Origin of the sequence: Hypnocyclicus thermotrophus (assembly GCF_004365575.1) — a bacterium.
GTDB classification, from domain to species: Bacteria; Fusobacteriota; Fusobacteriia; order Fusobacteriales; family Fusobacteriaceae; genus Hypnocyclicus; species Hypnocyclicus thermotrophus.
In genome coordinates, this window is record NZ_SOBG01000007.1 from 1 (window position 1) to 14,866 (window position 14,866).

The window sequence follows — 14,866 nt, forward strand, 5'->3', positions numbered from 1 at the left end:
ATATTGTTTTTAGTGATTCAACATTTTAGCATAGATTCTTATTAGATGTGTCTTTTTTTTTATTTATTTGTGCAATTAATTATACAATGTTCCAAATTTTAAGGATATTTTAAAAAGAAAATTATAAAATCAAAATAAAGAGAGTCTAAATTTAACATAAAAGCTTCAAATATAAAAAAATTTGATATTTATAAAAAAATACTTTACAAAATTTTAAATATATTTTAAGCTAAGATATACTAAAAGAGTTAGAAAAAACTCAATTATTTGTTTTTACTAAAAATAAATCATAAAATATATGAATGCGGGGATAAGATGAAACATATTTTAAAAAAAAGAAATATAATTTTTGTAATAATAGTTTTTATAATAACAATATACTTCATGTTAAAAAATAATTACATACATAAAGAAATGTTTAAAAATTTGAATTATTTTTATTTGTTGATAGGAATATTGATTTCTTTTGGTGTTTGGGTTAGTGAAATTTTAATGCTAAAATCGATTTTACATAAAGATATATCAATTCATGATAGTTTTGAAAATATTGCACTTGGACAGCTATTTAATGGATTAACTCCTTTTGCTAGTGGAGGTCAAGTAGTTCAAATATATCATATGAATAGTAAAAAAGTAGCATATGCAAAATCTACAGCGACTCTTTTTATAATGTTTTTTATTTATCAAATAATTCTTACAATTTTAGGAATAATTAGCATATTTTTTAAATATAGTTATTTTAAAGTCGTTTTAAAAGAAAAAATATATTTTATTTTTTTTGGATTTACATTAAATTTAATAATAGCAATATTTTTAATATCATTATTTTTTATATCTAAAAATAGTGGTAGATTTATGTTTGGAGTAATCAAAAAAATACCTTTTTTAAAAGAAAAATATAAAAATAAATTATACATAAAAATAAGAAAATTTATAAAAGAATTTTATTTAAGTATAAATATTATAAAAAATGATAAGAAAATAGTAGTAAAGTTAATAGTACTAAATTTAATAAAATTATTTTGCATGTATATAATGCCATATTTTATAATACTGTCGCTAAAAGAAAATATAAAATTGGAAATATTACTTCCTGGAATGGCATTTTTAAATATGATAACATCATTTATTCCTTTACCAGGCGCAAGCTTGGGAGCAGAAGGTGGATTTATACTTATATTTCATAAATTTTTATTACAAAAAAATATATTTTTTATAATGTTTTTGTGGAGAGTTTTATCATATTATTTAAATATTTTAGTAGGTTCATTAATAATGATATATATTATTTTAAAAGAAGAAAAAGAGATAAAAAATTTTATTAAATAAAGAGGAGGGGTTATGAAAGTACTACTTTATTCTGAAGGAAAAAATTTATTTAGTAAATCAGGAGTAGGAAAAGCATTAGAACATCAAATGAAAGCTCTAGAATTGAATGGGGTTTCTTATACTTTAAATCCAGAAGATAACTATGATATAGCACATATAAATACAATAGGGATAAAAAGCTTGAAATTACTTAGAGAATTAAAAAAAAGAAAAATCCCTGTTATATGTCATACTCATACAACATATGAAGATTATAAAAATAGTTTCTTTTTTAGTAACTTTACATCTAAAATTATAAAATTTCAGTTAAAACTCATGTATAATATGGCTGATTTTTTAATATATCCAAGTAATTATACAAAACAATTGATAAAGAGTTATGATATACATAAAAAAGGGGCAGTAATATCAAATGGAGTAGATATTAATGAATTTGAAAATAAAAAAGAAAAATTAATAGAAAAATTTAAAAAAGAATTTGAAATAGATAAACCGATAATAATGTCGGCAGGACTTCCATTTGAAAGAAAAGGTGTAATAGATTTCTATGAGTTAGCACAAGAGATGCCAGAGTATAACTTTATATGGTTTGGTGCTAAAATGACAAAATTATTGCCTAAAAAAATAAAAAATATTCTTGAAAACCCACCAAAAAATCTTATTTTCCCCGGATATGTATCAAGAGAAGTTTTATTAGGAGCTTACTTAGTTGCAGATGTGTTTTGTTTTCCAAGTTATGAAGAAAACGAAGGAATAGTAGTACTTGAAGCTTTAGCAGCAAAGACTCCGATTATTATTAGAGATATACCAGTTTATAGAGATTGGTTAAAAGATAAAAAACATTGTATGAAAGCTAAAAATAAAGATGATTTTAAAAAATTAATATCTCTAATAATAGAAAAAAAAATTAAATTAAATGGATATGAAGTAGCAAAAGAAAGAGAATTAGAAACTATAGGAAAATATCTAAAATCAATATATGAATATCTTGTATATGAAGAAAAAGAAGAAATTCATAATGGAATAATATAAAGTTTTGGTAATATTCTCCGATAAAAAATATATAGATATTCAAGGAGTGAATATTAAGTAATTAGTCCAAGGAGGGATGAAAAATGAAAATCGGAAGAATAAATGGATATACTGCTTATTATAAAAGTAGTATAAAAAAAGAGCCACAAAAAACAAAAAAGCAACAATATGTTGCACCACATGTTGAAAAAAATATTGATAAACTAGCAAGTAAATTACAAAAAATAGGATTATATAATAAACAAGGTGCCAAAATTGTTGCAAAATCCATTGTAACGGGCAATATAAATATTGTAGCTTAAAACTAGAAGTTTTTAAACTTCTAGTTTTATTTTTATTTATTCTATTAACGTTTCCAAAATATTATAAAAAAATTCCAAAAAATATAGAATGAATATTGACTTTTTTGTTCTAATATGATATATATTATACTGTAATAAGATTTTTATTAGAATATAGTGGAAAACAAATTATTTTTTAATAAAGATTGATTTGTAATTATACTTTTAAGTTTATTTTTTTTAAATAAATATTGGAAACGATATTGAAAAAAGTTTTATTAAATAAAAAAGGAGGATTATATGAAAAGAAATATTAAGGCAGTATTTTTATTAGTTATTTTATTTAGTTTTGTTTTTACTAGTTTTTCTTTTGCTGAGGAGAAACTAGTTGTTTTACCGGGGACAATACAAAGTGCACTTGGGGGAACAGATTGGGATCCAGCAGGCGATGTAACAAAAATGACAAATATTGGAAACGATATTTATCAATTTAAAGGAATTTTTCCAGCTGGAAAATATGAATATAAAGTAGCAGTAGGTGGAAGTTGGGCAGAGAATTATGGAATGAATGGAGAACAAGATGGAAAAAATATTAAATTAGAAATTCCAGAAGATAATACAGAAGTAACATTTACATTTGATTATAATACTAAAAAAATTACTGATAGTATTAATGGAGAAGCTGTTGTAGAAGAAACAGCACCTAAAGTAGCTGTATTAGGAGGATTAGAAATAAGATTACCAGGGACAATACAAAGTGTACTTGGGGGAACAGATTGGGATCCAGCAGGCGATGTAACAAAAATGACTCATATTGGTGATGATGTATATGAATTTAAAGCTATATTACCAAAAGGAAACTATGAGTATAAGGTAACAGTAGGTGGAAGTTGGGATGAAAACTATGGTAAAGATGGTGCAGCAGATGGAAGTAATATAGAGTTAACAGTTCCAGCTGATAATACAGAAGTAACATTTACATTTGATTATAAAACAAAATCTATTTCTCATAATTTAGAAATAGTAGGAGTTAATTTTATACCTGTATTAACAAATACATTTGAAAAAAAAGGTAAAGATGCAGATATTAATGTAACAAATGAATTTGAATTTGGAATATTATCAAAAAATTTAACAGTTAATTCAAAAACTAGCTTAAATTTTGATTTAGATCATAAAAAATATACTATTGTAGATAGTTCAATAGAAAAAGAAAACTTATCATTAAAAGATGTAGAAATAGAAGATTTTTCAGCGGATTATAAAATAGGAAACTTAACAGTTGGAGGAATGATAAATAAATCATCATATGAAAAATCTACAGATTTTTTAGGAGTAATAGATCCAAATACAGGTAGTGATGATAGAGATAATACTAAAAATCCAGAAGATATAGCAAATAATAATATAGCAGGAAAAGTATCATACAATAATGGAATAAAATTAAATGCGGCAGTATCTAGTTATAAAGCAGATATATTTGAAGAATCAAAAACTAAAAAAACTTTTGGATATTTGAATTTAGAAAAAACATTTGCAAACGATAAAATAAAAGTAGGAACATCAAATGGTTTATATTCTGTAAAATATGATGGTAAAAAAGAAAATACAGCAATTGATTCAACAGTATATGGAGAAATTAAAGTAAATGATAAATTTTCTTTAAAAACTGAAGTAGGATATGTACCAACAGGAACAATTGAGACAGCTATTACAGGTACACATAAAAATGGAACTAATTGGGACTTTATATTTGATCCAGCGGATTATGATATAACTGATGATATTTCAGAAGTACATTTAGTAGGTGCGTTTAATGGTTGGGATCCAGCAGATAAAACTTATACATTAACAGAACAATCAGATGGAACTTGGACAGGAACATTTGCAGACTCAGTAGTAGGTGGAAAAGAATATAAATTTATATATGATGCAACTTCATGGAATGGAAATGAAAAAGGATTACCTGAAAGTTCTGGAAGTAATGCAAAAGTAGAAGAAACAAATAGACTTGATCCAAAATTAGATTATGGATTAAATTTATATTTTGCAGAAGCAAATTATAATTTATTTGATAAAGGAAACTTAAAAGTTGGAACTAAATTTTTAAAAGCTAATACATATATGCCATTTGCAAGTGATGATTTATTAGATGACAGCTCAACAGGGTATGTGGATAATTATTTAAACGCAGATTATAAAGTATTAAAAAATTTAAAATTATATGTAGAAAAAACTCATAAAACACAAGAAGTAAATAGAGATAAATTATTATCAACTAGATTAAAAGCAGGATTTGAATTAACAGAAACTCCAGTAGTAAGCTATGTAAAAGGATATTATTTAGCAGATCCACAAGATTCTAATTTTAATGCAGAATTAAAAGAAATATTTATAGAAACAAAAACAGAAAAATTACCATTAGTAAAATATATAACTGTAAATACAACTCAAAGATTTGAATCAAAAACATCTCAATACTATGTAGAATCAGAATTAAAAGAATTTAGTAAAATGATAGAATACGTAAAAGGTAACTTAACTTATGCAGTAGATGATGTTTATTATTCTGATCAAGATGGTAAAGCAGTTCAATACTGGACAGAAGCAAAAGCGCACAATTTACCAATAGTATCATATGTAAAAGCAGGATATGAGTCAGATGATAATGGCGGAGATGGAATAGTTGAAAGAAGTGATTATAAAGATCAAGATGATAATGATTGGTTGAAAAAATTCTATGCTGAAACAAAATTAGAAGCAAAATCATTAAAAAATTGGGATGGACTTACAGTTAATTATGAAACAAGAAAATTAGAAGAAGGGAAAACTGATTATACTCCTTCTGATTTAAATCAAGATGAGCAATATTATGTAGCATCAGAAAAATCATTTATTGATTGGTATTCAATATTAACATTTACTACAGGATATAAACTTCCTTTTGATATACAAACTAATTTTACATATAAATATGATTTAGCTCATAAAAATACATCAGAATTTGAAGATGACGCAATGAAAGTAGAGTTAGAGAAAAAAATTGGTATAACTACAATAAATGCTTCATATAATAAACAAGATGGAGATGAAGGAGAAGATTATACTAAAGTAAGCTTTAAATCAGTATTTTAATCTAAAGGGGGGGATCCCCTTTAGAATTTTAAAAAATGAAATCAATCAAAAGGAGTGATTAGTTTGAAAAAAATATTAAATATATTTTTAATATTATTATCTTTAGCAATAATAGGTTGCGAAGGTATGTTAAAAGATGCAAGTGAGGCAGGAGCTGGATTTGGAGATATAATAGTAAAACAATCAAATATTTTAATAGATTCAAATTTAGAAACAACATCAGGTTCAGGAGTAACAGTAACAGAAGGCGGGATAGATTTCACAACAGCAGAAGTAAAAATAAATGGAACATCTAAAGGGATAGGTGAAAAATTTGAAGGGTTAAAATCTGGAGAATATAAAGTAACAGTAGAAGTAAAATCAATAGATAAAAAAGACTTATATTATGGAACAGAAGTAGTAAAACTGAAAGTAGCAGAAGTATTACAACCAAAAATAACTTTAGATAGTTGGGAATCTGCTGTAAATTCATGGAAAATAACATTTAATCCGACAGAAGCAGGAGTAACAGTAGCAAATGAAGTACATTTAGTAGGTACGCTTAATGGTTGGGACCCAACAGATAAAACTTATTCGTTAGTAAAACAATCAGATGGAACATGGTCAGCAATATATGATTTAGATGAAGGAACAGAATTTAAATTTATTTATGATAGTACAGAATGGAATGGTAATGATATAGGAAATAATGGTGCTAATTATAAATTAGGAACAAATACAGATGGTGTAGCAGAACCAGTGCTTGCATGGAAAATAACATTTAATCCGACAGAAGCAGGAGTAACAGTAGCAAATGAAGTACATTTAGTAGGTACGCTTAATGGTTGGGACCCAACAGATAAAACTTATTCGTTAGTAAAACAATCAGATGGAACATGGTCAGCAATATATGATTTAGATGAAGGAACAGAATTTAAATTTATTTATGATAGTACAGAATGGAATGGTAATGATATAGGAAATAATGGTGCTAATTATAAATTAGGAACAAATACAGATGGTGTAGCAACAATGGACTTTTAATATAAAGTGACATCAAAAAAACTCCTCTTTTTTCCGCTAGAGTTTGAGAAATCTAACTTTAGCGGTTTTTTATTTTACTTGAAATATTTAAATATTTCAAGTAAAATAAAAATAACATTAAAAATGAGAGTATTTTATAAAAAAATCAAGTGTTATAAAAATTATTTAATAGATTTAAAAGGGGAGAAAAAATGAAAAAAATCTTAAAATTATTAATATTATTTTTATCATTATTTGAATTAAGCTTTGCAAGTAATATATCTATTTTAGAAAAAAATATAAATGAAAATGCAAAAAGTTTTATTGAAAAAACTGATTTAGCTATTTTTTATTATACTTTATCTAATGTATCAAATGAATTATCTAATGAAATAAATGCAAATGAAAAATTAAATAATATAATATCAAATAATTTGAAATCAGAAAAAATAAATAATATGGAGATGTTTAATAAAGATTTTTTTTATAGACAGTCTATATTAGATAATCTATATTTTGGAAAACGTATAGGGAAAAAAATTCCAGAAAAATTTAAAGATTTAAATTGGAATATAACAAATGTAGATGATGATAAAGGAAATATAATATTAAATTATATTTTTAAAAGAATTTTAAATGATTTAAAATATAGAAAAATAAATATAAAAAATATGGAAAAGAATATAGAAATAGAATTAAAAAACAAACCATTTTATTATGGATATTTTTTAACCCATATTATTTTATATGATTCAGAGTTTTTTTCTAAAAATATAAACATTTCTCCATATTATAAAATAATAAAAGAATTAGAAAATTTAGTAGATTATGTAATCAAAAATAAAGAGTATGATTTAGGTTATGAGTTGTATATGTGTCTTAGTTATTTTCAGTTATTTGAAAATAAAGAGTATAAAAAACTAGAAAAATTTTTATTCAAAAAAAATGTATTCAAAGATACTATATTAAAAGGTGATACACATTTAAAAGTAGTATATGGTATATCATATGCAATGAAATATGAGTATACTCCAAAAGAAAAAGGTTTTATTGAGTCAATTAATGGTAAAATTTACTATGAGGTATACGGAAGTAAAAGTAAAGAAGAACCGTTAATTCTTATATCAGGTGGTCCAGGTTGGTCACATGAAATATTATACCCATTATTAAATCTTTCTAGAAAAAGACAAGTAATATTGTATGATCAAATCGGAACAGGAAAATCAAATAAAGTTTTAACTATAGAAAATTTATCAATAAATGATTATATTATTGATTTAAGTAATATAATTCAAAATTTAGGGTTAGAAAAAGTAAGTATTTTAGGTCATTCATGGGGAACTATGGTAGCAATAGATTATACTTTAAAATATCCTAAAAAAGTATCAAAGTTAATTTTAGCTTCACCTGTTATAAGTGCAAGTGACTGGGCTAGAGATACAAAAATAAAATATAATACTCTCAAATCTAGTGATAAAGATGATGAATATACAGAAAAATACTTATTAAAAGATTTATATAAATATATGGATTATTTTATAGATTTTAATGAAAATATTTATTTAAAATTATGGGGTGAAAGCGAGTATAATATAAATGGATGGTCTAAAGTATATGAAAAAAAAGAAGAATTAAACAAAATAGATAAGAAAGTTCTTATAACAGCAGGAGAGTTTGATGAAATATATCCTGAAACTATAAAAGATTGGAATAATTATTTAGAAAATAGTAAATATATTATTTTTAAAAATACAAGGCATGTACATTATATAGAAGATAGAGTAAACTTTATAAATGAGGTAAATAACTTTTTAAAAGAAGAAAATTAAATAATATTAAAATATAAAATTCTTGACAAAAACATTAAATAGGAATATAATTATAAAAAATAAAATATAAAATCTTTAGGGGCAGGGTGAAATTCCCGACCGGCGGTAAAGTCCGCGAGTTAAATCATTTAATATTTGTCAAATGATTTAACATGAACTGGTGAAATTCCAGTACCGACAGTAAAGTCTGGAAAGGATAAAGATTAAATAAAAAATAAAATATAGATGAAGAATTTATATTTATTATTGATTTAAAATGCCCCGATTAAAATCGGGGTTTTTTATTTTAAGTTTGATGATCGAAAGGAGAAATAAGAATGGAAAAGAAAAAAATATGGTTAGGCTCAATATTTGTAATAATAGCAGCAGTTTTATGGGGGCTTGATGGAGTTGTTTTAACACCGAGACTTTATAATTTGCCAGTGCCATTTGTAGTATTTTTATTACATGCTATACCATTTGCACTAATGAATTTTATATTTTATAAAGAATATAAAAAATTAAAAGAATTTAAAATACATGATTTGATATTTATGGGGTTAATTGCTTTATTTGGAGGAGCAATAGGAACATTATCAATAGTGAAAGCACTATTTTTAGTTAATTTTCACCAATTATCTGTAGTTGTTCTTTTACAAAAATTACAACCAATATTTGCTATTATTTTAGCTAGATTAATATTAAAAGAAAAAACAGGTAAAGATTTTATAGTATGGGCTTCAATAGCAATAATAGCAGCATATTTTTTAACATTTGGATTAAATGCACCACATATAGATGCAGGAAATAAAAACACAATATTAGCGGCGATGTACTCTATAATAGCGGCATTTTCATTTGGTAGTGCAACGGTTTTTGGAAAGTTTATAGTTACTAATTTTGATTTTAAAACAGCAACATTTTTTAGATATGGATTTACTACTGTAATTATGGCAGGTATACTTTTATTTACAAAAGGATTTATTCCATTAGTAAATGTTACAAAAGCAAATTGGATAATATTATTAATAATTACATTTACAACAGGAGCAGGTGCAATAGCACTTTATTATTATGGTTTAAAATTCATAGATGCTCATATATCTACAATTTGTGAATTAGCATTTCCTCTTTCAGCAGCATTTTTTGATGTGATAATTAATAAAAGTATATTATCTCCTGTACAATGGATAGCGGCTTTTGTATTGATGATAACAATAGTTAAAATTAGTTTAAATCAAAATGAAATAATAGAATATAAAAAAGCATAAAAAATAACAGGAAGAAGCTTAATATTTCTTCCTGTTATTTCTTTTATCTTGATACATCAAATTATCACTTTCTTTTAATATTTCATTTAAATTTTTAATATGCTTTAATTGTTTTATTACACTTCCAATAGAAAAATGAATATTATTATCTTTACAAATATTTGAAATACGTTCAAGAATTAAATTATGAGTATTAATTGTACACTTAGTAATAATTAATACAAATTCATCTCCACCAATTCTAAAAATATAGTCACTATTTCTTATTTCACTTGATATTATTCGTACAAATTCTTTAATTAATTTATCTCCATTATTATGTCCTTTTAAATCATTTACTTTTTTTAGATTATCAATATCCAAAAAATTAAAAGAGATATAGTCATCTGAATCAAGTTCTAGCATTAATTTATCAAAAATTCTGAAAAGAGCTTTTCTATTATAAGCAGTTGTAAGTGAATCATAAAGAGTTTCTTTCTCTAAAATATTTTGTAGAATTACTTTTTTTTCTATTTCTTTTTCAAGTTCTTTAGTTTTATTCATTAAGGTTAATTTTGTAATAAAGAAAGTTTTATCTTGCTTTTTATAAAAAAAAGCAATTATTGAAAAAATAATAGAAAGTAATATTGGAAATATTAAAGTATAAAAATGGTTTGTATTAACTTTATTGTATAAAATTAGTAAAACTAAATTTATATAAAATGGTATTATAGTTATTAATAAAATCAAAAAATAATTTAAAGAAATACTAAAAACAAATTGAAAGAAAAAAATAAATATGATTGTATGAAATAAATTATAATTTGTTTTTAAATTGTTTTCAAAGTTAAAAAAAATTAAAAAATTAAAAAATATATTTGGTAAAAAAATTAGAATAATACCCAAGAAATATGTAATTTTTTTATTTTTTTTATGAGTATAATAAAAATAAATATATATAAAAGATGAAAAAATTAAAGTTATTAAAAAATATATGTTAAAATATTTTAATTTGGTATGAAACTGTAAAAAATATATAGGAACTATAAATAAATTTAATATAGATCCTACAATTAAATTTTTAATAAAGGTTTCAAAACAATATTCTTTATATTTAAGAATAAATTTATTATTTAACATAAAATCTCCTACTTTTTATTTTTAAATTAAATTTTTAAAAAAATACTCTTGAAATTAGAATAAGTAACAAATCCTGGTTTTGAATTAGGGATTTTTTTTACATATTTTTTTTGAGTATAATCAATGGTAATATTACCAGAATTTATTTTAGAATATTTTGCTGCAATTTTTGCAGCTTCTAAAATAATATTTTCCGAAGGATTTTCTCCTTTTATAATTACATGACTTCCTGGGATATCTTTTATATGAAGCCAAATATCATTTTTATCGGCTAATTTAAAAGTTATATATTCATTTTCTTTGTTATTTTTTCCAAAATAAATTTTAAAATTATCTACTATAATATATTCTATATTAATAGTATTTTTCCTTTTTTTTCTGTTATTCTTTTTTATTTTTCTTTTTAAAATATTTTGTTCAATTAATTCATCTTCTATAGAGATTAAAGTGTTTAGATTATCAGCTAAAACAATAAAATTCTTTAAAGTAAATAGATATTCTAATTCTTTTTTTATTTCTTCTTCTCTAATTATATTATACTCTAATTTTTTCTTTAATTTATTGTATTTTTTATAATAAATATTTAGATTTTCTTGAGGAGTTAAATTTTCATCTAAATGTATAGTAATATTTTGATTATTATAAAAATCAAATAGTTCAATGTTTTTTTGATAAGGTTTTATAGAATATAAATTTGCAGCTAAAATATCGCCGATATTTTTATATTTTTCATAATCAGAGTATTTTTCTTTTTCTTTTATTATATTTTTGATAATATTATTGTTTTTTTTGATTTTATTAGTAATGACCTTTAAATAATTTTGTTTTAATTTATTTATTTTTACTGATGAAATAGTAGTTGAAATATAATTATTTAACATATCAGAAATAGAATTAAAAGATTGTTTTTCAAAACTTTCTAATGACTGATATCTAACAAAAGAAGCTATTTTTATTTCATTATTTTCTTTATAAAGAATTGGTGATTTTCTTTTATTTAGATTTTTAATAAATTCATTATAAGAATTACTATTAATAGATGTTAATTTACCTATACCAGATATATATTTATGTAAATTATATTGTTCTTTTATTTTATTATATTGTTCTTCAGAAATATCAAAAGGAGAAAGTTTATTGTTTGATGTAAAAAATTCAAAATCACTTCCATTAAATAAATTTCTTTTATTTTCTTCTAGAAATAAAGGTTTTAAAGAATTGATTATTTTTAGCTTGTTATCACATAAAAAAATATTACTATGTTTCCCCATCATTTCAAATATAAGATTATAAATATTTTTTTTACCCAACTCATCTATTTTTTCAAATTTGAAAATCATTATCCTTTCAAAATTATATTGTAAAATGTCAATAAGAGTTGCTCCTAATAAATTTTTTTTTAAAATTAACGCAAAATTTAACTGTTCTTTTGGGGCGTTATCTTTATTTGCATTAATATAACAAATCGATAAATTTGGTAAAGCAGAAAAAAACAAATTATTTTTATTAAAAAATAATGATATATTTAATTTATCATATTGTACAATTTTTGTTATTTTTTTATTTAAAATAATTGATTTTAATTCATCAATAAGTAATTTTAAATGTATTCCTTCAAAGTATATCATAATAACTCCTTTCAAAAAAAATAGGCCTAGAAAGGCCTGTTTTTAATCTTTTAATAGTAATCCAATAATATTTTTACTGTCAATAGTATCAATTTCTACTTTATTATTATCAACTAATAAAGTAATATTATATTTGTTTTTATCAAGTATTTTAACTTCTTTATTTTCTACAATACCATTTTCTTTAAAGAATTTTTTTATTAAAGTACTACCTTTTATTTCAGTAATTTTAATTTTACAACCTTTCATAAAATTATTAATAATATCAGGTTTTACAAATTCAATTTGATTTTCTAAATTAGTAAGAATTTTACCAAAAACTGTTGTAAAGGATTCTAATTCAGCATTCGATAAATTTTTAGTTATCTTAGAAATAATATCTTGATGAAAAGTTTCATGATATTTTAAAGCTTTTAGTCCTTTTCTTGATAATTCTACAAAAACTTTTCGTCTATCTTTATCACTACGTTTTCTATTTATAAATCCTTTATCATTAAGTTTATTTATTGCAACAGTGGCTGTTCCCATTGTTATACCAAGTCTATCAGAGAGTTCATTCATGGTAAGAGAATCATTTCCTATAGCTTCTACAACATGTAGTTCTGTAGTAGTAAGACATTTTATTCCTTGTTTTAATATAAGCTCTTCTGTTTCATAAAACAATTTATAAAATTTTTCGATCATTACATTTACGTTTTCAAAAGACATATATTCCTCCTAATCTTTTAAAGAAGAGATTCTCTCTTCGTAATCCCCATTAAAAATATATGAGCCAGCAACCAATATATTTGCTCCAGCAGTGATACACTTCTTTGCTGTTTCATTATTTATACCACCATCTACTTCAATGTCAATACTTTTACTTAAAGCTCGAACTTCTTTTATTTTATCAATAGAAAATTCAATAAAATTTTGGCCACCAAATCCTGGATTAACGCTCATAATAAGAACCATATCAATATCATTTATAATTTGTGATATATTATTTACTGGGGTACCAGGATTTATAGATACTCCAACTTTCACATCAAAATTTTTAATAAGTTGAATAGTCCTGTGCAAATGAACAGTAGATTCTGCATGTATTGTAATAATATCGGCACCAGCATCTACAAATTCTTTTATATATCTTTCTGGTTTATCGATCATTAAATGAACGTCAAATATTTTATCTGTTTTATCTCTTATACTTTTTATAACTAATGGCCCAAAAGATATATTTGGTACATAGTTACCATCCATTACATCTATATGTATATAATCAGCCCCAGCATTTGATATGGCAATTATTTCTTCTCCTAATTTACTAAAATCAGCTGATAAGATAGAAGGAGCTATTTTAATCATATTTATTCCACCTTTCATTTTTTAATGTATTATAAGTTTTAATATAAAAATCATATCTTATTTTTGATAATTTATTTTTTTCAACCAAATCTTTAATATAACAATTTGGTTCGTTTATATGTAAGCAATTGTTAAATTTACAATTAATTGAATATTCATAAAATTCACTAAAAAGTTCTAATAACTCTTTTTCATTTCTTATATTAGGAAGTTCAAGAGATGAAAAACCTGGAGTATCAATAATGTAACCACCATAATTAAGATGAAGAATAGTTGCTCCTTTAGTTGTATGTCGTCCCCTTGATAACTTTTTACTTATTTCACCAGTTTCAAGCTCTTTTTCGTTTTGTAGTAAATTTATAATTGTTGATTTACCTACTCCACTAGGGCCACCAAAAGCAGTTACTTTATTCTTTGTGTATTCTTTAATAGTATCAATATTTTCTGTAATTGTAGAAATATAAAATACATCAATATTTAAATTTTTTAAAAAAGATAATGAATTTTTAAATATTTTTAATTCTTTGTTATTTACTAGATCTATTTTATTAATTATTACAAAAGGTTTCACATTGTAGTAAAAACAGTCTAAAAGTAAAAGGTTAAATCTTTCCATGTCAAAATTTGGAGATTTTATTGAAAAAACTATACCTAATAAATCGATATTTGCAACTAAAGGTCTTTTTAAAATGTTTTTTCTTTCTAAAATTTTATTTATAATTTTTTCACGTGGGTCAAATTCTACAATATCTCCAACAACACAGTTATCTTTACGGTTTATCCTTTTGTTTATACCTTTTAATTTACATTCAAAAATATTTTTTTCTTCATTTTCAATATAATAAAATCCTTTGATTTTATATAAAACTCTTCCTATTGTTGATGTAGTTGAAATTTTTATCACTCCTTAATTT

The 14,866-nt window shown here is 23.1% G+C and carries 12 protein-coding genes and 1 riboswitch; of the genes, 7 read left to right on the forward strand and 5 right to left on the reverse strand.

Annotated features, from left to right (window positions below):
• Window positions 1-315: 315 nt before the first annotated feature.
• From EV215_RS07850 to EV215_RS07880, 7 genes are all read left to right on the forward strand, one after another.
• Window positions 316-1,329: a lysylphosphatidylglycerol synthase transmembrane domain-containing protein gene (locus tag EV215_RS07850; protein WP_134113456.1), complete on the forward strand. Its 1,014-nt coding sequence runs from the start codon at window positions 316-318 to the stop codon at window positions 1,327-1,329.
• A 12-nt stretch (window positions 1,330-1,341) separates the two neighbouring features.
• Window positions 1,342-2,361: a glycosyltransferase family 4 protein gene (locus EV215_RS07855; RefSeq protein ID WP_134113457.1), complete on the forward strand. Its 1,020-nt coding sequence runs from the start codon at window positions 1,342-1,344 to the stop codon at window positions 2,359-2,361.
• Window positions 2,362-2,444: 83 nt separating this feature from the next.
• Complete coding sequence (locus EV215_RS07860; protein WP_134113458.1) at window positions 2,445-2,663, forward strand: hypothetical protein; 219 nt, start codon at window positions 2,445-2,447, stop codon at window positions 2,661-2,663.
• A 279-nt stretch (window positions 2,664-2,942) separates the two neighbouring features.
• Complete coding sequence (locus EV215_RS07865; RefSeq protein ID WP_134113459.1) at window positions 2,943-5,777, forward strand: pullulanase X25 domain-containing protein; 2,835 nt, start codon at window positions 2,943-2,945, stop codon at window positions 5,775-5,777.
• 63 nt (window positions 5,778-5,840) lie between these two features.
• The gene (locus tag EV215_RS07870; protein ID WP_134113460.1) at window positions 5,841-6,800 is read left to right on the forward strand and encodes an early set domain-containing protein; all 960 of its coding nucleotides are present in this window, start codon (window positions 5,841-5,843) and stop codon (window positions 6,798-6,800) included.
• A 191-nt stretch (window positions 6,801-6,991) separates the two neighbouring features.
• Window positions 6,992-8,608, forward strand: coding sequence for an alpha/beta fold hydrolase (locus EV215_RS07875; protein WP_134113461.1), 1,617 nt, complete (start codon window positions 6,992-6,994; stop codon window positions 8,606-8,608).
• A gap of 68 nt (window positions 8,609-8,676) precedes the next feature.
• A riboswitch (FMN riboswitch) is annotated at window positions 8,677-8,815 on the forward strand.
• A gap of 110 nt (window positions 8,816-8,925) precedes the next feature.
• A complete protein-coding gene (locus tag EV215_RS07880; RefSeq protein WP_134113462.1) occupies window positions 8,926-9,858 on the forward strand; it encodes a DMT family transporter in 933 nt (310 codons plus the stop codon).
• An 18-nt stretch (window positions 9,859-9,876) separates the two neighbouring features.
• Here EV215_RS07880 and EV215_RS10520 read toward each other — a convergent pair whose 3' ends face one another.
• From EV215_RS10520 to rsgA, 5 genes are all read right to left on the reverse strand, one after another.
• Complete coding sequence (locus EV215_RS10520) at window positions 9,877-10,401, reverse strand: GGDEF domain-containing protein (protein WP_166667380.1); 525 nt, start codon at window positions 10,399-10,401, stop codon at window positions 9,877-9,879.
• A 602-nt stretch (window positions 10,402-11,003) separates the two neighbouring features.
• Entirely contained in the window at window positions 11,004-12,605 is a 1,602-nt protein-coding gene (locus EV215_RS07890) for an Rqc2 family fibronectin-binding protein (RefSeq protein ID WP_134113464.1), read from the reverse strand.
• Window positions 12,606-12,647: 42 nt separating this feature from the next.
• A complete protein-coding gene (locus EV215_RS07895; protein ID WP_134113465.1) occupies window positions 12,648-13,313 on the reverse strand; it encodes a MarR family winged helix-turn-helix transcriptional regulator in 666 nt (221 codons plus the stop codon).
• 9 nt (window positions 13,314-13,322) lie between these two features.
• Window positions 13,323-13,952 (reverse strand): ribulose-phosphate 3-epimerase, encoded by a 630-nt coding sequence (gene rpe / locus EV215_RS07900; RefSeq protein WP_134113466.1) that lies wholly within the window; start codon window positions 13,950-13,952, stop codon window positions 13,323-13,325.
• A complete protein-coding gene (gene rsgA, locus EV215_RS07905; RefSeq protein WP_243832407.1) occupies window positions 13,945-14,856 on the reverse strand; it encodes a ribosome small subunit-dependent GTPase A in 912 nt (303 codons plus the stop codon). Before rsgA ends, rpe begins: the two co-directional genes overlap by 8 nt.
• Window positions 14,857-14,866: the final 10 nt, after the last annotated feature.

What these genes read in the sequence shown, in the direction of transcription:
- rpe (WP_134113466.1), bottom strand. Translation starts at nt 13,952, where the DNA reads ATGATTAAAATAGCTCCTTCTATCTTATCAGCTGATTTTAGTAAATTA.
- EV215_RS07875 (WP_134113461.1), top strand. Translation starts at nt 6,992, where the DNA reads ATGAAAAAAATCTTAAAATTATTAATATTATTTTTATCATTATTTGAA.
- EV215_RS07850 (WP_134113456.1), top strand. Translation starts at nt 316, where the DNA reads ATGAAACATATTTTAAAAAAAAGAAATATAATTTTTGTAATAATAGTT.
- EV215_RS07865 (WP_134113459.1), top strand. Translation starts at nt 2,943, where the DNA reads ATGAAAAGAAATATTAAGGCAGTATTTTTATTAGTTATTTTATTTAGT.
- EV215_RS07855 (WP_134113457.1), top strand. Translation starts at nt 1,342, where the DNA reads ATGAAAGTACTACTTTATTCTGAAGGAAAAAATTTATTTAGTAAATCA.
- EV215_RS07860 (WP_134113458.1), top strand. Translation starts at nt 2,445, where the DNA reads ATGAAAATCGGAAGAATAAATGGATATACTGCTTATTATAAAAGTAGT.
- EV215_RS07880 (WP_134113462.1), top strand. Translation starts at nt 8,926, where the DNA reads ATGGAAAAGAAAAAAATATGGTTAGGCTCAATATTTGTAATAATAGCA.
- EV215_RS07890 (WP_134113464.1), bottom strand. Translation starts at nt 12,605, where the DNA reads ATGATATACTTTGAAGGAATACATTTAAAATTACTTATTGATGAATTA.
- EV215_RS07895 (WP_134113465.1), bottom strand. Translation starts at nt 13,313, where the DNA reads ATGTCTTTTGAAAACGTAAATGTAATGATCGAAAAATTTTATAAATTG.
- EV215_RS10520 (WP_166667380.1), bottom strand. Translation starts at nt 10,401, where the DNA reads ATGAATAAAACTAAAGAACTTGAAAAAGAAATAGAAAAAAAAGTAATT.